Here is a 23227-nt window from a genome sequence, read left to right as displayed (position 1 = left end):
TGTCACTCCTGCTTTTTCAGTTCAATGTGGATTCGGCGCATGGGCATCAGGCCCTGCGGACGCCAGACCATCATCAGCACCATGGCGGCACCGAAGATCAGCATGCGATATTCGGAAAATTCACGGGCCAGCTCCGGCAGGATGGTGACGGCAATGGCCGCCAGAATCACACCGAGTTGGGAGCCCATGCCCCCGAGTACAACGATTGCCAGGATGATGGCCGATTCCAGGAAGACGAACGATTCCGGGCTGATAAAACCCTGTTTGGAAGCGAACACGGTACCGGCAAAGCCGGCGAAGAAGGCACCGATGGTAAAAGCGGTCAGCTTGACGGCGGTGCGGCTGAGGCCGAGGGACCGGGCCGCAATTTCATCCTCCCGCAGGGCTTCCCAGGCGCGGCCCACCGGCATGCGCATGAACCGTCGAATCACCAGGGCAGTGAAAATGGCCAGTATCAGGGATATCAGGTAGAGGAAAATGACCTTGTCTTCACCGCTGTAGGCGATGCCGAAGGTTTCGTGGAAAGAGGTATTGCCCTCTTCCTTGACGCGCCGGCCGAACTCCATGCCAAAGAGCGTTGGTTCCGGAATGCCGCCGATACCGTTGGGGCCACCGGTCAGGCTGGTCCAGTTGTTGAGCAGAATGCGGATGATCTCGCCGAAACCGAGGGTTACGATAGCCAGATAATCCCCCCGGAGCCGCAACACCGGGAAACCCAGTACCAGCCCGAACAGGGCCGCGAGAAGCGCCCCGAGCGGCAGCGACATCCAGAAGGAAATGCCGAAATACTCCGAAAGCAGAGCAAAGGTGTATGCACCTACGGCATAAAAGGCCACATAGCCCAGGTCCAGCAGGCCGGCCAGGCCGACTACCACGTTCAGGCCAAGAGCCAGCATGATGTAAATGAGCACCAGAGTTGCCAGATCCACAGAGCCACGGGATACAAAGAAGGGCCAGAACAGGGCCAGCACAATAATAACGGTGAGTACCCGGGATTCGATTCTTGCCCGCTTGTTTTCAGCCATCGGCTCTTTCTGGGTTTGTGGCAGCGGTCTTGGAATGCTTTTCAGTGTCGCCATCACGCTTTCACGGAACAGCTGGAACAGGAAGACGACCACTGCAGCCAGGAAAACCATCACAATGGTCGAGGTCTCGGCCCCGGTAAGGGTGACATTGATGCCCTGTGCTTCCAGATTAAACCCGAGAATCGGGTAGGAAATAACCAGGGTGATAACGGCGCAGAAAAGCGCGTGTTTCAGATTTTGAGCGGCCATCAGATCTTCTCAACCTCCGGTTTGCCAAGCAGGCCGGTGGGTTTGAACAGCAGAATGAGGATCAGCAGGCCAAAAGAGACCACGTCCTTGTATTCACCGCTGAGGTAGCCGGAGGTCATGCTTTCGGAAACGCCCAGGATAAGCCCCCCCAGCATGGCGCCGGGAATGCTGCCGATACCGCCAAGGACGGCGGCGGTGAACGCCTTGAGCCCAGCGATAAATCCGAATAGCGGATCAATGGAGCCGTAGTACATGCCCAGGAGAAGGCCCGCGACCGCAGCCAGGGCAGCACCGATCACGAAGGTCGCCGAGATGATCCGGTTGGTGTCGATGCCAAGCAGGTTGGCCATGCCCAGATCCTGTGAAACTGCCCGGCATGCGCGACCGGTACGGGACCGCGAAATAAACAGGGACAGCGCGGCCATACAGATTAGAGTGGTAACGAAGATGGTGATCTGCATGTAGGAGAGCGACATCTTGAACGCATCATCCGGGCCGAACTGGAAGCCACCGTCAATCAGGGCGGGAAATCCGATGTTGCGGGAGCCCTGGGCGAGATGGACATAGTTCTGGAGGAAGATCGACATGCCGATGGCGGAGATGAGTGGAATCAGGCGGTGACGTCCGCGGACCGGCCGATAGGCAACCCGCTCCACCGCCCAGCCCATGGCGCAGGAGACGATCATGGCGCAAACCAGTGCAACTATCAGGATCACTGGAAGCCACGCGATACCCAGGGTGGCAAGGCCGGTGATGGCGATCAGGGCTGTATAGGCACCGATCATGTAGATTTCACCATGAGCGAAGTTGATCATGCCAATGATGCCGTAAACCATCGTGTAGCCGATGGCGATCAGGGCGTAGGCGCTCCCGATCGTCAGTCCATTGATGAGCTGCTGGGAAAAATAGAGGAGATCTTGCATTGTTTTGGAGCTCCGAAAGCCTGCTCCCTCCGCTGCCACACCACTGGCGCGGGATGTCCGAACCGCGGGCGGGGGAGGTTCAACAGGAGCCTGGAAAAACACCTTCTCCCGGATCCCGGTGAGAAGGTGTTCTCCGCATTACCGTTTTTTAACGATTTGGCTTAGTTTACCGGAGTTTTACTGCCATCTGAATGCCATTCGTAAACAACGAACTCGAATGACTTCATATCACCGGCCTTATCATACTCAACCTTGCCGATGGGTGTTTCGAAAGAGCCGTTACGCAGGGCTTCCGCCACTTGGAACGGATCCGTGGATTCCGCTTTCTCAATACCTTCGGCTATGAGTTGAACGGCGGTGTAGGACGTGAGCACAAACGGACCGGAGGGGTCTTCACCCTTGGCTTCGAAAGCCTGAACCAGTTCCTGGTTTGCCGCTTTCTGGTCAAACGCCGGCGGCAGGGTAACCAGCAGGCCTTCGGCAGCTTCGCCGGCTATGGTGTTGATGTCCTTGTTGCCCACGCCTTCCGGGCCCATGAAGGTGGTGTCCAGGTCAGCCTGGCGTGCCTGACGCAGGATCAGGCCCAGCTCCGGATGGTAGCCACCGAAGTAGACGTAGTCGACATCGGCCTGCTTCAGCTTGGTCACCAGGGAAGAGAAATCTTTGCTGCCAGCGGTGATACCTTCAAACATGGCGATTTTCACACCCTTGTCTTTGAGGGTGTCACGTACGGCGGTGGCAATGCCCTCACCATACTGCTGTTTGTCGTGAATGATGGCGACGCGCTCGGGGTTGAGGCTGGCCAGATAGTTGCCAGCGACGGGACCCTGCATGCTGTCCAGGCCGATGGTGCGGAACACCAGCTCATAACCACGCTCGGTAATTTCCGGGCTGGTAGAGGCCGGTGTAACCATCAGGATGCCTTCGTCCTCATATATGTCCGAGGCGGGCTGGGTGGAGCTTGAGCACAGATGGCCGACGACAAAGCGGACGCCATCGTTGACCAGGTTGTTGGCAACGCTAACGGCCTGCTTCGGGTCGCAGACATCGTCGTATTCCACGGCTACCAGTTCCTCGCCCATCACGCCACCGTTGGCGTTGATCTGTTCAATCGCCATACGGGCACCGGAAAACTGCATGTCACCGTATTGGGCGACGGGGCCAGTCATGGGGCCGGCGATACCGATCTGGATTTCGGCGGCGGCGTGGCCGGCGCCCATCAGGGCGATGGAAGTGCTGACAGCGGTTACGAGTTTCTTTGCTGAAGTTCTCATGAGTCTGTCCTGTTTTGTTCAGGGTTATTCTTATGTTCTCAGCGAGCTAAAAAACACCACAGCTGGTTGGTTGTCAAGCATCCGTGCCGTCGTCCTGATCCGGGTAGACCAGTGTGCGGAAGCTTTCATGATCGCGCAACTGCTCGAAACTGACATCCACGGAGGCATCGTCCCGGTATGCCTCGGAAATATCAATTGCTTTTTGCAGGGTACTGATAGCGTCCTCCCAGCGGCCGATCTCGGCATAGGCACATGCCAGCTGATAGTGCGCGTGGCCATTATCCGGTGCAAGTTTCAGGGCCCGCTGGCACAGGCTGATGGCCCACAGCGGCTCCTGCATCTCCAGAACGGCGTCGGCTTTATAGCTGAGGGCTTCGACGTCGTCCGGGCGAAGATCCAGAATGGTGTCGTAGGCGGCAATCTTGTTCTGCTGTGAGGTTTCCTGGCTGGCTTTCAGCCACAGGGAGTGCACTTCATTGGTGCGTTCAATCTCCGCCTGGTTCTGCTGGATGATGTCGGATTTCTGCCGGAGCTGGTCCTCAATAAATTCCAGGCGCTTCTCGTACTCAACCACCAGTTCGTTCACCCTTTTTTCCGCCAGGCTGGTGAGCTGGTTGCGCATATCGCGGATGGAGTTCCATCCGATAACCACCAGAATTGAAGTCGCACCGGCGATCAGGTAGAAGAAATAAGTCACCGTGTCGGTCGCGTAGGACATGGTCTTGTCGGCGACCGACAGCTCTTTATCCACCACCTTTTCGATCAGCTCTGCGCGGGTGTTCATCATCTCTTTGCGCAGCGCCTTGCTTTCCTCCAGCAGGTAAAGCTCTATGAATGGCGTGTACATGGGCTTTTCCAGGGTCTTTATGCTTTCTTCCAGGTTTTCCGAGGTTAGCTCTTCTTCCGGGCCGAGCCTGTCCTGGCCATACAGGGTGCCGGTAAATGCCATGGTGAGGAGGAAAAGCAGAAAATACTTGATCATCGGGTTCTGTCCGTCGGTCTGTCGGAAATGGAACAAGTTCGTGACCTTAGCATAGTGGCTGGCGGAAAAAATGCCGGGGACCTCCGTGGCTTGCATTTCCCGGTGCAAAGACCTCTAATAGTTAGTGGTATAAATAAATTATCAATTCCGAATCGGAGTAATGCCGTGAACAGTTACGAAGATGTACTGGTGGCACTGAGGCGTGTGATCCGGGCAACGGATCTGCATTCCAAGCGCCTCAGCAAGCACGCCGGGCTTACGGGCCCGCAGCTGTTGATCATGAGAACGATTCGGGATCTGGGGGAGGTCACCATCGGAACCATTGCCGACAAGGTGAGCCTCAGCCAGGCGACGGTGACGACGATTCTGGATCGCCTGGAGCATCGCAAGCTGGTTTACCGGGTGCGCAGTACCCAGGACAAACGCAAGGTACACGCCCACCTGACGGACGAAGGCGCCGAGCTCCTTGCCCGGGCACCCAATCCGCTGCAGGAGGATTTTATCCAGAAATTCCAGAGCCTGGCGGAGTGGGAACAGACCATGATTCTGGCCTCACTCCAGCGGGTGGCCAACATGATGGATGCCGACGATATTGACGCGTCGCCGGTGCTGACGGTTGGGTCTGTTCTGTGAAAAAGGGGTCAGGCTCAGGAGCCGGAACCGGTATAGGCGATCCGATAGACAGCACCGGCCAGATCATCAGAGACCAGCAGTGAGCCATCTTTCAGCTGGGCCACGTCTACGGGGCGCCCCAGATACTCGCCGTTTTCATCCAGCCAGCCTTCCGCAAAGGGCACGGTTTCCCCGGCAATATTGCCTTCCGAATCCACGGGCGTGAACATCACCCGTGCACCGATGGGCGTGGTCCGGTTCCAGGAGCCGTGCTGCGCGGAGAAAATGCCGCCCTGATACTTTTTCGGGAACATATTGCCGGTGTAGAACACCATCCCCAGGTCTGCGGCGTGGGCTACCGTTTCGGAAACCGGGAAGATCACGTCGACCGGAACTTCGTCACCTTTGTATTCGTTGGTGCGGACATTACCACCGCCATACCAGGGATGGCCAAAATGCTGGCCCATGGCGGTTTGCCGGTTAATCTCACCCGGGGGAATGTCGTCTCCCATTCCGTCCACCTGATTGTCGGTGAACCAGAGCTCTCCCGTGGTGGGGTGGAAATCATGTCCGACAGAGTTCCGGATGCCGCGGGTATAAACTTCGCGCCCGGTGCCATCCTGATTCACCCGGATCATGCCGCCGATACCCCATTCGCTGAATGTGTCCAGGTACTCGCGCGGCGCCACATTGTAGGGCTGGCCCAGCGAGATATAGAGCTTGCCGTCCGGACCAACATCGCAGACCCGCGCGGTGTGGTTGTAACTTACAAACTCCTCGGGAATCAGCTCGCCCTGGGGGATGACTTCGGATGCGACCACATCGCCGCCTTCAAAGAAGAACTCGGCGGCGGGGTACGCCAACACCCGGTTCTGCTCGGCGATGTAGAGCACACCGTCTGGTGAGAAGCAGGGACCATTGGGAACCGCCTTGGCCAGGGAAGGTGCGAAGTTCTTGACCTCGTCGGCCACCCGGTCCTTGTCCCGGTCGGTGACCGCCCAGACTTCTGTTTTCCGGGTGCCGACAAAGGTGACCACACCCTGTGGGCCTACCGCCATGTGGCGGGCATCCGGGACCAGGGCGTAGAGGCTGATTTCAAAGCCCTCGGGAAGCTGGATTTTTTCCAGTGTTTTCCGGATGGCGTCAGCGCTGTCACTTTTCTGGTCGATGACCGTGAACCCGGCCTTTCCCGTGGTCTGGAAATTGCCCAGCTTTTTCAGGGTGTCGTCGGATTGGCTATGAGCGTAAGGAATGACAGCGAGGCCCGAGGCCACGCAGAGAATTGAGGCTTTCCTGTTCATTGTTTTACCACTCTCTTTGCCAACGAGTAGGATGTCGGTAGCCTTGGGACTACCGATCGTTCACTTTTTGATCAAGGTCAAATCGAGTAAAGACAAAGGTCCGGAAAGCGTCAATGTAATTGCTCACTGGTTAGACCAGTTATTTCAATGGACGCTGGATTCTCTGCGGGGTTTGTTGCCGAAGCACACCTGGAATACATCATTGTAGTGCCGGGCAAAATTCACCGTCAGGCCTTCTTTCAGGTACTCCGGCAGCTCCTCATAATCCCCACGGTTTGCCTCTGGCAGAATCAGGTTATTGATTTTCTGCCGTCGCGCGGCAATAACCTTTTCGCGGATACCGCCCACTGGCAGTACTTGCCCGGTCAGGGTCAGCTCTCCGGTCATGGCCAGATTCTGCTGCGGTGCCTCTTTGCGGGCGATGGACAGCAGCGCGGTCGCCATGGTGACGCCAGCGCTGGGGCCATCCTTCGGTGTTGCGCCTTCCGGTACGTGCAGGTGCACGAAGGATTTGTCGAAGAAGGTGGGGTCGCCCCTGAAGCGTTTAAGGTTTGATGAGACGTAGCTGTAGGCGATTTCGGCCGACTCCTTCATCACGTCCCCGAGCTGGCCGGTCAGTTTGAAGCCGCGTTGGGAAGTGTGAATCCGGGATGCCTCAATACTCAGCGTGGCGCCACCCATGGCAGTCCAGGCGAGGCCGGTGACAACGCCGGTGCCCTTGAGCGATTTCTCTTTTCTGAACGACGGCTGGCCGAGGTAGCTTTGCAGATCAGAGACGCCTACTTTTACCGGCTGGTCCGGATTGCCCAGCAATTTCACAATGCCTTTGCGCAGGATCTTGTGCAGCAGCTTTTCGAGATTCCGTACACCGGACTCGCGGGCATAGCCCTCAATTACCTGCCGGATGGCGGCGTCCGTGATATTGAATTGCTTTTTCAGCAGACCGGCCCGCTTGAGCAGTCGTGGCAGCAAGTGATGCTTGGCGATGGCCAGTTTCTCTTCACCAATGTAACCGGACAGGCGAATGACATCCATGCGGTCCAGCAGTGGCCGGGGGATGGTGTCCAGTTGGTTGGCGGTGCAGATGAACAGCACCTTGGAAAGGTCCATGCGGACATCCAGGTAGTGGTCCAGAAACTCGCGGTTCTGTTCCGGATCCAGGGTTTCCAGCAGAGCCGAGGCCGGATCGCCCTGGTAGGAGGCGCCGATCTTGTCGATTTCATCGAGCATGATCACCGGGTTTGCCACTTTTGAATCCTTCAGCGCCTGCACGAATTTGCCGGGCATGGCGCCGATGTAGGTGCGGCGGTGGCCCTTGATTTCAGCTTCGTCGCGCATGCCGCCCACGCTGAAACGGTAGAACTTGCGCCCCAGCGCGTCTGCCACGGAATGGCCGATGGAGGTTTTGCCCACGCCAGGCGGGCCCACCAGCAACAGGATGGAGCCGCTGACCTCTCCCTTGAAAGTGCCTTCGGCCAGAAACTCGACGATGCGGTCTTTCACGTCGTCCAGACCATCGTGGTCCCGGTCCAGAATCCGGCGCGCTTCGGTCAGATCGAAATGATCTTCGGAATGAACGCCCCAGGGCACTTGGGTCAGCCAGTCGAGATAATTGCGGGTAACACCGTATTCCGGCGAACCCTGTTCCAGCACCTGCAGCTTCTGAACTTCATCATTGAATCGCTCGTGGACGGCCTCCGGCGGATTCAGTTGGGCCATCCGTTCCTCGAACCGCTCCACATCGGCGGTCTTGTCGTCCTTGGCCATGCCCAGCTCGCGCTGGATGACCTTCAGCTGTTCTTTCAGGAAGAACTCCCGCTGGTGCTTCTGAACCTTGGCGTTGACCTCTTCGCTGATTTCTGACTGCAGGCGGGCCACTTCCTGTTCCTTGCGCATCAGCAGCAATACCTTCTCCATGCGGCGGAGCAGGGGGACGGTGTCGAGCACATCCTGCAGCTCCCGGCCCGGAGCACTGGTCATGGAAGCGCCGAAGTCGGCCAGGGGCGAGCTGTCGTCCGGCCCGAAGCGGGACAGGTATTGCTTCACCTCCTCACCGTACAGCGGGTTGGTGCGCAGCAATTCCTTGATCGAGCTGATGATGGCCAGGGTGTAGGCCTTGAGTTCATCGGCTTCTTCTTCCGGCTCGGCAGGGTACTCCACTTCCACCAGGTACGGTGGCTTGCGGCGTAACCACTGGGCAATCCGGAACCTCTGCAGACCCTGGGCAATGAACTGGACCTTGCCGCCTTCGTTCTGGGCATGATGAACGCGAACGGCACAGCCGGTGGTTTCCAACTGGTCACTGGCGGGTATGCCGTCTTCAGCTTCCTGCTCGTCCACAAAGCAGATGCCCAGCACCTTGTGGTCGGTCTCACCTACCCGCTTCAGGGTTTCCTGCCACGGGTTCTGGTTAACCACCACAGGCTGCACCTGGGCCGGAAAGAACGGGCGATTTGAAACCGGCAGCACATACATTCGCCGGGGCATCATCTGCTGGGGCAGGGCAAGGCTCTTGCTGTGTTCGTCCTTGCCGATGTATTCCGTCACGTCCTCTTCGAAGTCCTCAAGTGAATCTTTGCGCGCGTCTTCATTCATGCCGTGAAGTATCCATCCGGGAAGGTTGTGAGTCGCCCGGGTGCGTTTTCAAAGTCATTTCCCAAGCGTTGCTTAATAGCCTATGTAACGGCAGATACGGTTATTTCAAGGCGCTGGCTTTTACCGGGTTACGCTTGATTTTCCGGCATCCGGCCCCATGTCCACTGGCAGTTCCCAACGATTCATTCGACTTTTTCAGGTGCCCTGCATGAGCAACTCTCCCTACATCTTTGAAGCCACCATGGAAAACTTCCAGCAGAAGGTCATGGAGGCCTCGGCCAGCACGCCCATTCTGGTGGATGTCTGGGCCGAATGGTGCGCCCCGTGCAAGCAGCTGATGCCGCTGCTGGAGAAGCTGGCCAATGAATACGAGGGCGCCTTCATGCTGGCGAAGGTCAACGCCGACGAACAGGAGCAGCTCACCTCCAGCCTGGGCGTGCGTAGCCTGCCGACGGTAATACTCGTGAAGGATGGCCAGGCCGTGGATGGTTTTAACGGCGCCCTGCCGGAGAGCGAGATCCGCAAGGTCCTCGACAAGCACGTTGAGGCTCCGAAGGAAGACCCTTACGACAAGGCTCACCGCATCTGGGAAGAGGGGGATGTGGAAGGTGCGCTGGCCATCCTCTCGGAGATGAACCAGAAAGACCCCGAAAACCTGAAGGTGCTGATTGATCTGGCTCAGCTGAAGGCGGAAATGGGCGACCTTGAAACGGCTGAGAAAGTGCTCGAGAGCCTGCCGCCGGAAGAGAAAATGCAGCACCAGGCCAAACAGCTGGCGGCCCGGGTGAAGTTCCTGAAGCAGTCAGCGGAGCTGCCGCCGATCAAGGATCTGGAGATGGCACTGGAGCAGGACCCGAAAGACCCGAACGCACTGCACCAGTTGGCCCTTCATCACGTATTACAGGAAAACAACGCTGAGGCCATGGATCTGCTGATTCGCCTGATGCAGGTGGACAGCAAATACAAGGACGAAGTGGCCAAGACAACGCTGATCGAGCTGTTCGACAAGCTGGGTAACAACAACCCGGACGTGCGGGCCTATCGGCGCAAGCTGTATACCCTAATGCACTGATCCGTTCGAGTAGCCAGGAGCGGGTAGAGCCCCAGGCGAAACCCGACTGGTAAACTGTCTGCCAAGGAAACCCTGTCGTTCCAGCGATCACAACAGATGGTTGGAACCAGAGAACTTGCTGCCTGTCCGAATTGCAGGAAGTCGACAGACTGGAGGCAACAGCGATGCGACGGTGGGCAGCGTTCCCGGCTTTTCTGATAGTGGTGGTTGTCGGCATCGGCGGGTGTGCCTCACAGAATTATTCTTCCGCGCCTATCGAAGCTGTCACCTTCGAGTGTGACAAACTGTTCCGTCAGTGGCAGCAGGAGGTGGTTGGTGGCAACCACTTTGATGCTCAGGCCTGGTCTCCGCCTGGCTTTCCCTATTTGCGGGTTGACCGCTTCCTTGCCAGTTTCGAGTTCTCCGGTTTGTCGGCTGCACAGCGCCAGGAATGGCTGCAGCGAGCGCACCTGAAAGCCGTGAATGCCCGGGCTCATGAGGCGGACAGTCTGGGTGGCGTAAGCCCCGGCCGGTTGGCAGCGCTTCGGGAATGTGGGCAAGCGGCGACTGCCCGGCTTCAGCGCGGTGGCAAGGATTGGCATAGGCTGGACGTTGCCAGGTCGGTGCCTGACAGCTATCGCGGCCTGGCACAGGTGGTTGGCCTGTATCCCCTGATGGCGCCCTTGGTTCAGTGGCGTGCCAGGAAGGTGATGGGGGAGTTGATTGAGGATTACCAATTGCCCTATCAACCTGCCTATCCCTGGACGGTTTACGCACCGCCGGAACCCGTCGGCCAGGAGGATTTCGCCGGATTGCTGGAACGGGCCTCGCGTCGCAGCACACTGCGGATTCCGATGTTCAGCGAGGCGGAGTCCCAGGCCCTGTTTGCCCGCTATGCGCCCACCTGGGTGCTGGAGACGCGGGACGGCAATGACGTGCCAGGCCGCCCTGCCCGCCGGAGCGATGGCAAGTTGTTATTCGAGCCCACCCCTGTTGTCTATACTCGACTGTCCTATACCCGGTTCGATGGCCAGGTGCTGCCGCAACTGAACTATCTGATCTGGTTCGCTTCCCGGCCACCGGCGGCGGCCGTGGATATCTATGCTGGTGCGCTGGATGGCTTCTTCTGGAGGGTCACACTCGGCGAGGACGGTTTACCGCTGGTCTACGATTTCGTCCATTCATGCGGCTGCTACCATCAGTGGCTGCTTGTCGAGTCCGGGCTGTTGCCTGTGGATGGGGTTCCCGCTGGTGAGGAGCCCCTTTGGATAGCCGGTGCTGTGCCGCAGACGGATACCGGCATGACGCTTTACCTGTCTGCGGGCGAGCATCAGTTGGTGGCGTCCCGAACGGCGCCGGATCAGGTGGCGGATCATGTCTACCATTTCCTGCCATACGATCACCTGCGCGGGCGTTCACCCGAGGGCGGGCGGCTGTTTGCTTCCGACGGCCTTGTATCCGGGTCCGAGCGGTTGGAGCGGTTCCTGCTCTGGCCCACGGGGGTGGTGTCGGCCGGTGCCATGCGCCAATGGGGCCAGCATGCGGTTGCGTTCACTGGCCGTCGCCATTTTGATGACCCGGACCTATTGCAGCGCTACTTCCTCGACCCGACTGGTCGAGGAAGTAGCGATTAGCCGTTACCCTTCTTCATCTCTTCGTACTCGTCCTCAAAGAAGAACTTTTCCTCCCCAAGGGCTGGCTCCAGCTCATGCAGCCAGGTGGCCGTTTCGCTGTACCTGGCAAAGAACGGGCGCTGCACCCAGTCCGGGTTGCGGGCCTGGATAAAGCGAAGCACAAATACCTTCTCACCGTTGATCTCAGTGATGCCCTGCACCTCAACCTTACCCGGGCCGGCGCTCATTGACGGGCCGCGGGCGGTACGGGCCAGGCCAGACACCTGCTTCATGGCTTCCCGGTAGATATGGAAAGCCTCGGCAAGTGGCACTTCGAAGTAATTCTTGGCGCCGGTGTCCCGCTCGACAAACATGTAGTAGGGGATGATGCCCAGTTGCACTTCCTTGTTCCACAGCTTGGCCCAGTCGTCGGCATTGTCATTCACGTGCTTGATCAGCGGGCCCTGGGCGCGTATTTCGGCACCGGTGGCGCGAAGGCGGCGGATAGCTTCTTCGGCGATGTCGGTGGTGATTTCCTGCCAGTGGTTGTAGTGGGCCATGATGGCCACGTGCTTGCCGGCATCCACCAGACTTGCGAACAGGTCAATCAGCTCATCCGCATCCTTGTCCGTCACAAAACGGTACGGCCAGAAGGTGAGGGCCTTGGTGCCGATCCGGATGGTCTGGATATGATCGAACTCCGGCTGTAGCAGTGGTTCCAGGTACTGCACCAGGTTCTTGGTCTTCATCACCATGGGGTCGCCGCCGGTCACCAGCAGGTCGGTTACCTCGGTGTGCTCCTGCAGGTAGCCGTGCAATTCCCCGGCTTCGGTACTGGCCATCTTCAGGTCCTTGTCACCGACAAACTGCGCCCAGCGGAAGCAAAAGGTGCAGTAGGAGTGGCAGGTCTGGCCCTGGGCAGGGAAGAACAGAACCGTTTCCCGGTACTTGTGCTGAACGCCGTCCAGCACCTCGCCGTCCAGCTCCGGCATGTTCATTTCCATCTGGCCAGCCGGGTGCGGGTTCAGTTCATCCCGAATTTCCCTGGCAACGGCCTGGATCTCTTTCTTGCCGGCACCTTCCCGGTGCATTGTTGCCATGCGCTCGTAATGCTCGTCTTTCAACATGCCTTTTTGAGGGAAGACAAGTTGATAGATCGGGTCGTTCGGTACCCTGTCCCAGTTGATCAGTTCGTTGATCACATATTCGTTAACCCGGAACGGCAGCACGCTGGCTACCACCTTCATTTCAAACAGAGTCTCTTCAGGGAGATTCTGAATGACTTCAATTTTGTCGAGCTGGCGGTCTGTGTAGACCTTGAAACGCCGTTCCTCGAATTCTGTAGTGGGAATCCGGTTCGGAAGGGTGACGATGGAGTTCATAGATCGCCCTCTGATTAGTGCCATGTCATAAAGTGGTTGGACCACTTTTGGGGTGGTTAAAAATCGGTCAGGCAGTATACATAAACCGGAATTTATTTTCAGGTCTAACCAAAAAGTATCGATAAATCAGGCGTGCGTATAAGAAGATCTGATTGAAAATTCAGCAATAAACGTTAAGTGCGCCGAAAATACAGGTAAATCCAGAATTGAGATCTTTTAGCGTGTAATGAAAATGCCGTTTGATAAGAATGCTACGACATTGGTCGCAGTCTGGTTGTCTGCTGGTCCGAAAACGGTCATTCTTCCGTAAGTAACCGCAAGGTGCCTGCCATGAATGGATTTAAAAGCGGCCTGAATTGAATTTGGCAGGCAAAATGTAGTAAAAATACTACGAATCGGGTAGGCGGATCCGCGCACTTCACCAGAATGCCGGTCAACCTGAGGCCAAAAGCCCGTGAATCAGGGGCGATCAGGCAGGAAAAGTGTGAAAGCTGTTCTATGCTTTATACAGGTTCTGTGTGCTGCAAGCCGGTACGCCTGTCAGGCTGGAAATACCCACAACAACACACTGCAATTCATCGCAGCTTATCGACACCGCTGCGCGCCAGGCTGCTGATCGTGGCCGCGCCGCACTTTTTGATGCCAAGGGGAGGGTTTGATGTACCAGGACGATGATCCCATTGAAACCAGTGAATGGCTGGACGCGCTGGAATCTCTGATCGAGAACGAAGGCGTAGACCGGGCCAAATACATACTTGAAAGGCTCTCCGAGCGGGCGAGCCGCGATGGCACCGAGCTGCCTTATTCCATCACCACGCCATTCCGGAACAGTATTCCTGTTTCCCAGCAGGCGCCGATGCCCGGTGATCTGTTTATGGAGCGCCGGATTCGCTCCCTGATCCGCTGGAATGCCATGGCCATGGTCATGCGCGCTAACCAGAGGCCCGGAGATCTGGGTGGGCATGTTTCATCGTTCTCGTCGGCAGCAACGCTGTATGACGTGGGCTTCAACTACTTTTTCCATGGCGGCGACGAAAAACGCGAATCCGATCTGATTTATTTCCAGGGGCATTCTTCGCCGGGCATCTATGCCCGCTCCTACCTGGAAGGCCGTTTCGACGAAACGGATCTGGACAAATACCGGGAGGAAGTGGATGGCACGGGGCTGTCCTCTTACCCGCACCCCTGGCTGATGCCTGAATACTGGCAGTTCCCGACGGTTTCCATGGGTCTGGGTCCCATCCAGGCCATTTACCAGGCACACGTCATGAAGTACCTGGACAGCCGGGAGCTCGTCGAAATGGGTGATCGCAAAGTCTGGTGCTTTGTTGGTGACGGTGAATGTGACGAGCCGGAAACCCTGGGTTCCATTTCCATGGCCGGCCGGGAAAACCTGAGCAATCTCATTTTTGTGGTTAACTGCAACCTTCAGCGTCTGGACGGGCCTGTGCGTGGCAACGGCAAGATTATACAGGAGCTTGAGGGTGTCTTCCGGGGTGCCGGCTGGAATGTGCTGAAAGTGGTCTGGGGTCGTCACTGGGACCCCCTGTTCGAGAGCGACAAGGACGGCAAGATGCAGCGGGTCATGGACGAAGTCTGTGATGGCGAGTTGCAGAACTATAAAAGCAACGGACCTGCTTATACCCGCAAACACTTCTTTGGCAAGTACCCCGAAACAGCGAAGCTGGTTGAAAACCTCTCTGATGAGGAGATCAACAAGCTCAACCGCGGTGGCCATGACCCCTATAAGATCTATGCCGCTTACCATCACGCCATCCACAACAACGGTGGCCGCCCGACCGTCATCCTGGCCCATACCATCAAGGGCTACGGATTTGGCGAGGCCGGTGAGGCACAGAATACCGCGCATTCCCTGAAGAAACTGGACATCGAGCAACTGAAGTCGTTCCGGGACAGGTTTGCGTTGCCGCTGAAGGACGACGAGCTCAAGGACGTTCCCTATTACCGCCCGGCACCGGATAGCCCGGAAATCGTCTACATGAAAAAACGCCGACAGGAATTAGGCGGTTTCTATCCCAAGCGGCGCAAGGACTGCCAGCCATTGCAGATTCCGGAGCTCGACATCTTCAAGGCGGTGCTGGAAGGTTCTGGAGAGCGGAAAATTTCCACCACCATGGCCTTTGTCCGGATACTGACGGCTCTGACCAAAGACAAACGTATCGGAAAGCGGGTGGTGCCGATCGTGCCGGACGAAGCCCGTACCTTCGGTATGGAGGGCATGTTCCGTCAACTGGGCATTTACACGGCCGAGGGGCAGAAGTACGTTCCGGAAGACCGTGACCAGATCATGTACTACCGGGAAGACAAAAAGGGCCAGATCCTTGAGGAAGGGATTAACGAAGATGGCTCCATGGCGGCCTGGATGGCAGCAGCAACTTCCTACAGCACCAATAACTTCCCGCTGATTCCGTTCTATATCTTCTATTCCATGTTCGGTTTCCAGCGGGTGGGCGATCTGGCGTGGGCATCCGGTGATATTCAGGCCCGTGGTTTCCTGATCGGCGGTACCGCCGGCCGGACCACCCTGAACGGCGAAGGCCTGCAGCACCAGGATGGTCACAGCCACGTTCTGGCCAACACCATTCCGAACTGTAAGGCCTACGATCCGGCATACGGGTACGAAATGGCCGTGGTGCTCCGTCATGGTATGAAAGAGATGTTCGAGGACAACAAGAATGTCTATTACTACCTGACTGTCGAGAACGAAAACTACGAACAGCCTGCGATGCCCAAGGATTGCGAGGACGGCATCATCAAGGGCATGTACCTGTTCGAATCTGTTGAAACCAAGGGCCGCAAGAAAGCGCCCCGGGTTCAGCTGCTTGGCGCCGGCGCCATCCTGAACGAGGTGCGCGCTGCGGCCCAGATGCTGAAAGACGACTGGGGCGTGGCTTCCGATGTATGGAGCGTCACCAGCTTTAACGAGCTGGCCCGTGAAGGCCAGCACGTAGAGCGCTGGAATCGTCTGCACCCGGATGACAAACCCAAGAAGGCCTATGTCACCCAGTGCCTGGAGAAGCAGGCTGGGCCGGTGGTGTCTTCCACCGATTACATCAAGCTGCACTCCGAGCAGCTCCGGGCGTTTATTCCCAAAACCTACCTGACCCTCGGTACTGATGGCTTCGGCCGCAGTGACACCCGGGAAAAGCTGCGCAGCTTCTTTGAAGTGGATCGTTACTACGTGACGGTAAGCGCGCTGTCTGCCCTGGCCCAGGATGGTGAGGTGAAGAACGATGTGGTTCTCGAAGCCATGCGCAAATACGGAATCGATCGCAACAAAACGAACCCGGTGCTGAGCTAAGGAGACCGCCATGAGTGAACAGGAAATCAAGATTCCGGATCTCGGCGGTGCGGATGAGGTCGAGGTTATCGAAATCACCGTCAGCGTGGGGGATTCGGTTGAGGAAGAAGATCCGATTCTGACCGTTGAGTCAGACAAAGCCTCGGTTGAGTTGCCGTCACCCGGTGCCGGCAAGATCACCAAGATCACCGTCAAGGTGGGTGACAAGGTCAAGGAAGGCGATGTTGTCGGGATGATGGAAGCCAGCAGCGATGCCGGTGGCTCTGATACCGGCAGTGACGAGCCCGAGGAAAAGGACGACAGCAAACAGGAAGAAAAGTCAGAAGAAAGCAAGCCGGCGCCGAAGAAGGCTTCCGGCGGCTCCCGCAAGGAAACTGTGAAGGTTCCTGCGTTGGATGGCTTCGACAACGTTCCGGTTATCGAAATCAATGTCGCTGAGGGCGATACCATCGAGGCGGACGATCCGCTGGTAACGGTGGAATCCGACAAGGCCACCATGGAGATTCCCTCGCCCTATGCGGGCAAGGTGAGCAAGATCCTGGTGTCCGAGGGCGACAAACTTTCGGAAGGTGACGAACTGCTGGAAATGACCGTTCAGGAAGACGGTGGCGGTGAGGAGGAGGCCTCTGAGGAGTCCGGCAAGGAAGAGTCCGGCAGGGAAGAAAAGCCCGGGCCGGAACCTGAAGAAAAGTCCAGGCAGGCCGCTGAGTCCGCGCCCGAACCCGAACCCCAAGGGGCTACCTATGAGCCGCCCACACCAGGCGCTAAGGTCCACGCTGGCCCCGCCGTGCGCAAACTGGCCCGGGAGCTGGGCGCGGATCTGGCCCGGATCAAGGGCTCTGGCCCGAAGAACCGGGTTGTCAAAGACGACGTTCAGGCTTATGTGAAAAGCAAGCTGAAGCAGGCCCAGCAGGGTGGTGGCGTTGCCACCGGCTCTGGTATCCCCGGCGTCAAGCTGCCGGACTTCAGCCAGTTTGGTGAGGTCAAGCGCGAGGCCATGTCGCGGATAATGTTCGCCACTGCCAACAACATGCAGCGCAGCTGGCTGAACGTGCCCCATGTGACCCAGTTCGAGGATGCGGATATCACCGATATGGAGGAGTTCCGCAAGGCCCAGAAGGCAGCCGGCGAGAAGAAGGGCGTGAAGATGACGCCGCTGCCGTTCCTGCTGAAGGCCTGTGCCACGGCACTGGCGGAGTTGCCTCAGTTCAACGTGTCGCTGGACATGGAGCGCAAGGAGGTGGTTCGCAAGAAGTACATTCACATCGGGATTGCGGTGGATACGCCCAATGGGCTGATGGTGCCGGTGATCCGGGATGTGGATCAGAAGGGCTTATGGGAGCTGGCGGCGGAAAGCGCCGAGCTGGCCCAGAAGGCCCGGGACAAGCAGTTGAAGCCGGCCGAGATGCAGGGTGCCTGCTTTACCATCACCAGTCTGGGTGGTATTGGCGGCACGGCGTTTACGCCGATTGTGAATACGCCGGAGGTGGCGATTCTGGGGGTTTCCAAGGCGGCGATGAAGCCGGTTTGGGATGGCAAGGAGTTCCAGCCCCGGTTGATGCTGCCGTTGTCTCTGTCTTACGATCACCGGGCGGTGAACGGGGCGGATGCGGCGCGGTTTACGTCGCTGCTTAGTCAGCTTCTTGGGGATATTCGGTCCCTGTTGCTTTGATTTGAAGTCTGGCGTCCACCCGGCCCACGGGTTGGGTGGCGCGACGAAGGCTTACCGGCCTTCGTCGTTCGGGCTCCCCGGTATTCGCACTTCTCTTTAGCGCGTTAGTTGCGTCAGGTCGATCAATGATCTGATGCTTTACGCTATGCACCATCCAGGTAGTTGCTATTTTAGCGGCACAGGTAGCCATTGGCTCCGTCCGTACAATCTCGGCCCGCAGCCAGGGAACCGGATGTTCTTACGCCCTGAGTGGCGTATTATGGTGCAAGAGTCCGCACACCTACGTACTTGTCCGGTTCGGTCACTCTACTATTTTTATACGTTTAGCCGCTTTCCCGAGAGAGATCTATGAATAAAGAACCCGTTAGCCGCGAACTGTTCGATGAAGTCATGGTGCCCAATTACGCCCCCGGTTCCGTCATTCCGGTACGGGGCGAGGGTTCCCGGATCTGGGATCAGGAAGGCCGCGAGTTTATTGATCTTCAGGGTGGTATTGCGGTGACCTGCCTCGGGCATTGCCATCCGGGACTCGTAGGCGCGTTGCACGATCAGGCCGAGAAAATCTGGCACCTGTCCAACGTGATGACCAATGAGCCGGCTTTGCGTCTGGCCAAAACCCTGTGTGATCTCACCTTTGCCGAGCGGGTGTTCTTTGCCAACTCCGGCGGTGAGGCGAACGAGGCCGCCTTCAAGCTGGCCCGCCGTTACGCCTGGGAGCACTTCGGCCCGGAAAAAAACGAAATCATCTCGTTCAGGAACTCCTTCCACGGCCGCACCCTGTTTACCGTCAGTGTCGGTGGCCAGCCCAAATATCTGGAAGGTTTTGAGCCGGCTCCGGGTGGTATCCACCACGCTGAGTTCAATGATTTGGAATCGGTTAATAAGCTGATCTCAAAGGAAAAAACCTGCGCCGTGGTGGTAGAGCCCATTCAAGGTGAAGGCGGTGTTATGCCGGGCGACCAGGCTTTCCTTGAAGGTCTGCGCCAGCTGTGTGATGCCAACGATGCCCTGCTGGTGTTCGACGAGGTGCAGTCCGGCGTCGGAAGAACCGGCCACCTGTATGCCTACCAGATGTACAACGTGGTGCCGGATATTCTCTCCAGTGCCAAGGGCCTGGGCGGTGGTTTCCCGATAGCAGCCATGCTGACAACCGCAAAGGTAGCTGCCAGTCTCGGCGTCGGAACCCACGGCAGCACCTATGGCGGTAACGCCCTGGCCTGCGCCGTTGGCCAAAAGGTTGTGGATACTGTCAGCCAGCCGGAGATTCTCAAGGGTGTGAAATCGCGCTCCGAAAGGCTCCGCAAGGGCATGATGGATATTGGTGAGCGTTATGGCGTGTTCAGTGAAGTTCGCGGGGCCGGATTGTTACTCGGTTGTGTGCTCACCGAGCAGTGGCAGGGCAAGGCCAGGGATTTTCTTAATGCAGGTCTGGACGAGGGCGTGATGGTTCTGATGGCTGGTGCTAACGTGATTCGTCTGGCGCCGTCACTGATCATTCCCGAGCAGGATATCGGCGAAGCCCTCGATCGTTTCGAAGCGGCGGTTAAAAAACTGACGGCCTAAGGAGTTCCTATGTGGCTGGTACGTCCGGCGCAGCCGGATGATCTGGACCAGATTCTCGCCATCGCGGGCACCCAGAGTGCCCGCCTTTCCTCCACCCTGCCCAAACAAAACGATGCCCTTGCATACAAGATTGAGCATTCACTGGCGTCTTTTGCCGGCAAGATCAGCACAGAGGATGACCCACCGAGGTTCCTGTTCGTGCTGGAAAACACCGAAACCGGAGAGATCGCGGGCACGGCTGGTATCGATGCCAGGGCCGGCAATGGTCAGCCCTTCTACAGTTACCGGCGCGATGCGCTGATTCACGCATCCCATGAGCTGGGTGTATCAAGGCGGGTAGAAGTCTTGTATCCCTCCCACTTTCTGACCGATGTCACCCTGCTGTGTTCGTTCTCGATCCGGCCGGAACTCCGTGACAGTGAGGCGTTCGAGCTGCTATCCCGTGCACGGATTCTGTTCATCGCCGATCATCGGGAATGGTTTACCCAACGGGTGGCAGTGGAAATCCAGGGTGTGCAACTGGATGACGGCAGCGTGCCGTTCTGGGACAGCCTTGGCCGACATTTCTTTGATATGGATTTTGAAACGGCAGATCAGTATTCCGGGCAGCTGAGTAAAACCTTTATCGCTGAACTGATGCCGCCCAATCCGATCTATGTCACCCTGCTGAGCGAGGCGGCCCAGAAGGCGCTGGGGCGACCGCATGAGATAACCGTACCGAACTTCGAATTGCTCCAGCGGGAGGGATTCCAGCCCGGCTGCTACCTGGACATTTTTGACGCCGGGCCAGTACTGGAGGCGCGCACCGACAGCCTGAGAACCCTGGTGACCAGCCACCCGAAACCCCTGCATGCCGCCAATCATGACCTTGGCGAAACCTGTCTGATTGCGGCAGGGGAGCGGGACCAGTTCCGCTGCACCCTGACACCGGTTGCGGAAACTCTGGAAGACACACTCAAGGTGCCGGTCAACACCTGGAAGGTGCTGAACAAGACCGCGGGTGACCGGGTAAGGATCGCGCCGCTATGACAGCGATTCGGACAGGCATTCCAACGGTTATTCAGTTAAATCGCGGAAACAGAGAGGCGACACCATGCTGGTAATTCGCCCGCTTCAGGAAAACGATCTGGACGATCTTTACACTATGGCGCAGAGCGCCGGCAAGGGGCTCACAACGCTGCCCGCGGACCGGGAGCTTTTGGAGAGGAAGATCAGCCACGCCCGGGAAACCTTCAATCAGCGCTGTGCGCCGGAGGCCGGGCTTTACCTGTTTGCGCTTGAGGATATCCAGCGAAAGAAGACTGTCGGAATCAGTGGAATCCAGGCCCGGGTTGGTCTGGACGAGGTGTTTTACAACTACCGGCTGAGTGTTGCAGTGAACGCCTCGAAGGAGCTCGGCGTGCACGTGCGCACCCCGACGCTGCATCTGTCTAACGACATGACTGATACCAGCGAGATCTGCTCGCTGCTGCTTTCTGACGAGTACAAGGGCGGTGGCAATGGTCTGCTGCTCTCCCGTTGCAGGTTCATGTATCTGGACGAGTTTCGGAAGCACTTTTCGGACAAGGTTTTCGCGGAGATGCGGGGCGTTTCTGACGCGCAGGGGCGCAGCCCGTTATGGGATGCCCTGGGCAGCAAGTTCTTCGACATGGAATTCAGTGAGGCGGACGTGCTTTCGGGGCTTGGCAACAAGTCGTTTATCGCCGAGCTGATGCCGAAATATCCGATTTATCTGCCCATGTTGCCGGATTCGGCCCGGGCAGTGATCAGCCGGGTGCATGGCAACACGGCTCCGGCGCTCAGGATGCTTCAGGAGGAGGGGTTCAATTTCAACGGACTGGTGGACATCTTTGATGGCGGTCCGGTGGTAGAGGCCTTTGTTCACAACATCCGCACCGTAAGAGAAAGCGTCAACCGGCATGCCATGGTCATCCGTAAACCGGTGAACCTGGATGTTCCGGCGGCTGAGAGGGCGATGATATCGAACCGATCATTCAGGGATTTTCGGGTGACCACCGTGCCGATCAGTTGCATCGGGCCGGATACCGTCGGTCTGGCGCCGGAGGTTGCGGACGCGTTACAGGTCGAATCCGGCGATCCAGTCCGGCTGACCCCCTTGAAAGATTCGGCTACGCTGACCAGACATACCTATGGAAGTCCAGTATCGGGAGGTGCATCGAAATGGCAAAGCTGACAGGCGAACTGTTTATCGACGGGCTATGGCTTCAGGGCCATGGTGCTCCCTTCGAATCTGTCCAGCCAGTGACCGGCGAGACAGTCTGGGATGGTGAAAGTGCCAACCTTGAAGACGTTGACGCGGCCGTGCGTGAGGCGCGCACCGCCTTTCTGAAGTGGCGGCGAAGAAGTTTTGTGGAGCGCCAGGCAGTGGTCGAAGCCTTTGGCGAGTTGCTTGAAGCCCACAAGGAGGAACTGGCCTACCAGATCGGACTGGAAACCGGTAAACCCCTGTGGGAGTCCCGGACCGAAGTGGCAGCGATGATTGGCAAGATCGGCATCTCCGTGAAAGCCTATAACGAGCGTACCGGCCACTCTGAATCGGACGTTGCCGGCGGCCATGCGGTGCTCCGGCACCGCCCCCATGGTGTGGTGGCCGTATTCGGCCCCTACAATTTCCCGGGGCATTTGCCGAACGGGCATATTGTGCCTGCACTTTTGGCGGGTAATACCGTGGTGTTCAAACCCAGTGAACTGACCCCCGGGGTCGCGGAAGTGATCGTGAAGCTCTGGGAGAAGGCAGGCATACCAGACGGCGTGATTAACCTGGTGCAGGGCGCTGCCGATACCGGGAAGTCGCTGGCTAGCCACCCGATGATCGATGGCCTGTTCTTTACCGGCAGTTCAACGGTTGGTCACCTTCTGCACAAACAGTTCGGCGGCCAGCCGGAGAAAATCCTGGCCCTGGAAATGGGCGGCAACAACCCGCTGATTGTTCAGGATGTTCATGACGTGGACGGTGCTGTTCACCATGCCCTGCAGTCGGCGTTTCTCTCGGCCGGTCAGCGCTGCACCTGCGCCCGTCGGCTGCTGGTTCCCAGGGGCAAAAAGGGTGCTGCCTTCCTGGACCGGTTGGTGGAGGTCGCCTCCCGGATCAAGGTGGGTGAGTTCGATGCCGATCCTCAGCCGTTCATGGGGGCGGTAATTTCAGCCGAAGCTGCGGATAAGCTCCTGGTGGCCCAGACCGGTATGCTGGAGAAGGGCGGTAAATCCCTGCTGGAGATGACGTCCCTCAAACCCGATACCGGACTGCTGTCGCCGGGTATTATCGACGCGACCGGGCTCGATCTGACCGATGAGGAATTCTTTGGGCCATTGCTCACGGTCCACCGCTACAAGGGCTTTGATGATGCCCTGGAGCTGGCCAACGATACCCGTTACGGGCTCTCGGCCGGTATTCTGACCGATGATCGGAAACTCTATGATCGGCTGGTGGAGGAGGTTCGGGCCGGTATCGTAAACTGGAACCGGCCGCTCACGGGCGCAAGCAGTGCGGCACCCTTCGGCGGTGTTGGCGCCAGCGGCAACCACCGCCCCAGCGCCTATTACGCTGCCGATTACTGCGCCTGGCCCATGGCGTCACTGGAAGGCGGCAAGAGTGAGCTGCCAGACACGCTTGCCCCCGGCCTGAACTTCGATTAACGGAAC

16 protein-coding genes are annotated in these 23227 nt (G+C 57.9%); 9 read left to right on the top strand and 7 right to left on the bottom strand.

The window, feature by feature from the left end; all coding sequences use genetic code 11:
* Positions 1 to 2 precede the first annotated feature (2 nt).
* The 4 genes from NLK58_RS10170 to NLK58_RS10155 all read right to left on the bottom strand — a co-directional run bounded on the left by NLK58_RS10170 (position 3) and on the right by NLK58_RS10155 (position 4453).
* Entirely contained in the window at positions 3 to 1274 is a 1272-nt protein-coding gene (locus NLK58_RS10170) for a high-affinity branched-chain amino acid ABC transporter permease LivM (protein ID WP_117618397.1), read from the bottom strand.
* Entirely contained in the window at positions 1274 to 2197 is a 924-nt protein-coding gene (gene livH / locus NLK58_RS10165) for a high-affinity branched-chain amino acid ABC transporter permease LivH (RefSeq protein WP_117618396.1), read from the bottom strand. Before livH ends, NLK58_RS10170 begins: the two co-directional genes overlap by 1 nt.
* 161 nt (positions 2198 to 2358) lie before the next feature.
* The gene (locus NLK58_RS10160) at positions 2359 to 3471 is read right to left on the bottom strand and encodes a branched-chain amino acid ABC transporter substrate-binding protein (RefSeq protein ID WP_117618395.1); all 1113 of its coding nucleotides are present in this window, start codon (positions 3469 to 3471) and stop codon (positions 2359 to 2361) included.
* Positions 3472 to 3544: 73 nt separating this feature from the next.
* The gene (locus NLK58_RS10155) at positions 3545 to 4453 is read right to left on the bottom strand and encodes a TPR end-of-group domain-containing protein (RefSeq protein ID WP_117620340.1); all 909 of its coding nucleotides are present in this window, start codon (positions 4451 to 4453) and stop codon (positions 3545 to 3547) included.
* Positions 4454 to 4618: 165 nt separating this feature from the next.
* Between NLK58_RS10155 and NLK58_RS10150 the strand changes: the two genes are divergently transcribed.
* Complete coding sequence (locus tag NLK58_RS10150) at positions 4619 to 5086, top strand: MarR family winged helix-turn-helix transcriptional regulator (RefSeq protein ID WP_117618394.1); 468 nt, start codon at positions 4619 to 4621, stop codon at positions 5084 to 5086.
* A 14-nt stretch (positions 5087 to 5100) separates the two neighbouring features.
* On the opposite strand, the gene NLK58_RS10145 is transcribed toward NLK58_RS10150, so the two are convergent.
* Together NLK58_RS10145 and lon are read right to left on the bottom strand one after the other, a co-directional pair.
* Positions 5101 to 6366: a PQQ-dependent sugar dehydrogenase gene (locus tag NLK58_RS10145; RefSeq protein ID WP_341582746.1), complete on the bottom strand. Its 1266-nt coding sequence runs from the start codon at positions 6364 to 6366 to the stop codon at positions 5101 to 5103.
* Positions 6367 to 6510: 144 nt separating this feature from the next.
* Positions 6511 to 8961, bottom strand: coding sequence for an endopeptidase La (gene lon / locus NLK58_RS10140; RefSeq protein ID WP_341582745.1), 2451 nt, complete (start codon positions 8959 to 8961; stop codon positions 6511 to 6513).
* 208 nt (positions 8962 to 9169) lie between these two features.
* Between lon and trxA the strand changes: the two genes are divergently transcribed.
* The gene (trxA, locus tag NLK58_RS10135) at positions 9170 to 10033 is read left to right on the top strand and encodes a thioredoxin (RefSeq protein WP_341582744.1); all 864 of its coding nucleotides are present in this window, start codon (positions 9170 to 9172) and stop codon (positions 10031 to 10033) included.
* Positions 10034 to 10197: 164 nt separating this feature from the next.
* A complete protein-coding gene (locus NLK58_RS10130; protein ID WP_117618390.1) occupies positions 10198 to 11646 on the top strand; it encodes a hypothetical protein in 1449 nt (482 codons plus the stop codon).
* On the opposite strand, the gene NLK58_RS10125 is transcribed toward NLK58_RS10130, so the two are convergent.
* Complete coding sequence (locus NLK58_RS10125) at positions 11643 to 13007, bottom strand: KamA family radical SAM protein (protein WP_117618389.1); 1365 nt, start codon at positions 13005 to 13007, stop codon at positions 11643 to 11645. The genes NLK58_RS10130 and NLK58_RS10125 overlap by 4 nt on opposite strands.
* 658 nt (positions 13008 to 13665) lie before the next feature.
* Between NLK58_RS10125 and aceE the strand changes: the two genes are divergently transcribed.
* The 6 genes from aceE (at position 13666) to astD (ending at position 23221) form a co-directional block, all read left to right on the top strand.
* Positions 13666 to 16329 carry a pyruvate dehydrogenase (acetyl-transferring), homodimeric type gene (gene aceE, locus NLK58_RS10120; protein WP_341582743.1) on the top strand — a complete coding sequence of 888 codons (2664 nt, stop codon included), beginning with the start codon at positions 13666 to 13668 and terminating at the stop codon, positions 16327 to 16329.
* Between the two features lie 10 nt (positions 16330 to 16339).
* Positions 16340 to 18001: a dihydrolipoyllysine-residue acetyltransferase gene (aceF, locus tag NLK58_RS10115; protein ID WP_341582742.1), complete on the top strand. Its 1662-nt coding sequence runs from the start codon at positions 16340 to 16342 to the stop codon at positions 17999 to 18001.
* 348 nt (positions 18002 to 18349) lie between these two features.
* A complete protein-coding gene (locus NLK58_RS10110; RefSeq protein WP_341582741.1) occupies positions 18350 to 19564 on the top strand; it encodes an aspartate aminotransferase family protein in 1215 nt (404 codons plus the stop codon).
* A gap of 9 nt (positions 19565 to 19573) precedes the next feature.
* Positions 19574 to 20593: an arginine N-succinyltransferase gene (locus tag NLK58_RS10105; RefSeq protein WP_341582740.1), complete on the top strand. Its 1020-nt coding sequence runs from the start codon at positions 19574 to 19576 to the stop codon at positions 20591 to 20593.
* Between the two features lie 64 nt (positions 20594 to 20657).
* Positions 20658 to 21758: an arginine N-succinyltransferase gene (gene astA / locus NLK58_RS10100; protein ID WP_341582739.1), complete on the top strand. Its 1101-nt coding sequence runs from the start codon at positions 20658 to 20660 to the stop codon at positions 21756 to 21758.
* The gene (gene astD, locus NLK58_RS10095; protein ID WP_341582738.1) at positions 21746 to 23221 is read left to right on the top strand and encodes a succinylglutamate-semialdehyde dehydrogenase; all 1476 of its coding nucleotides are present in this window, start codon (positions 21746 to 21748) and stop codon (positions 23219 to 23221) included. Before astA ends, astD begins: the two co-directional genes overlap by 13 nt.
* Positions 23222 to 23227 lie beyond the last annotated feature (6 nt).

It is taken from the genome of Marinobacter metalliresistant, from assembly GCF_038098645.1.
Classification (GTDB): domain Bacteria; phylum Pseudomonadota; class Gammaproteobacteria; order Pseudomonadales; family Oleiphilaceae; genus Marinobacter; species Marinobacter metalliresistant.
This window is presented reverse-complemented; position numbering and strand designations above follow the sequence as displayed.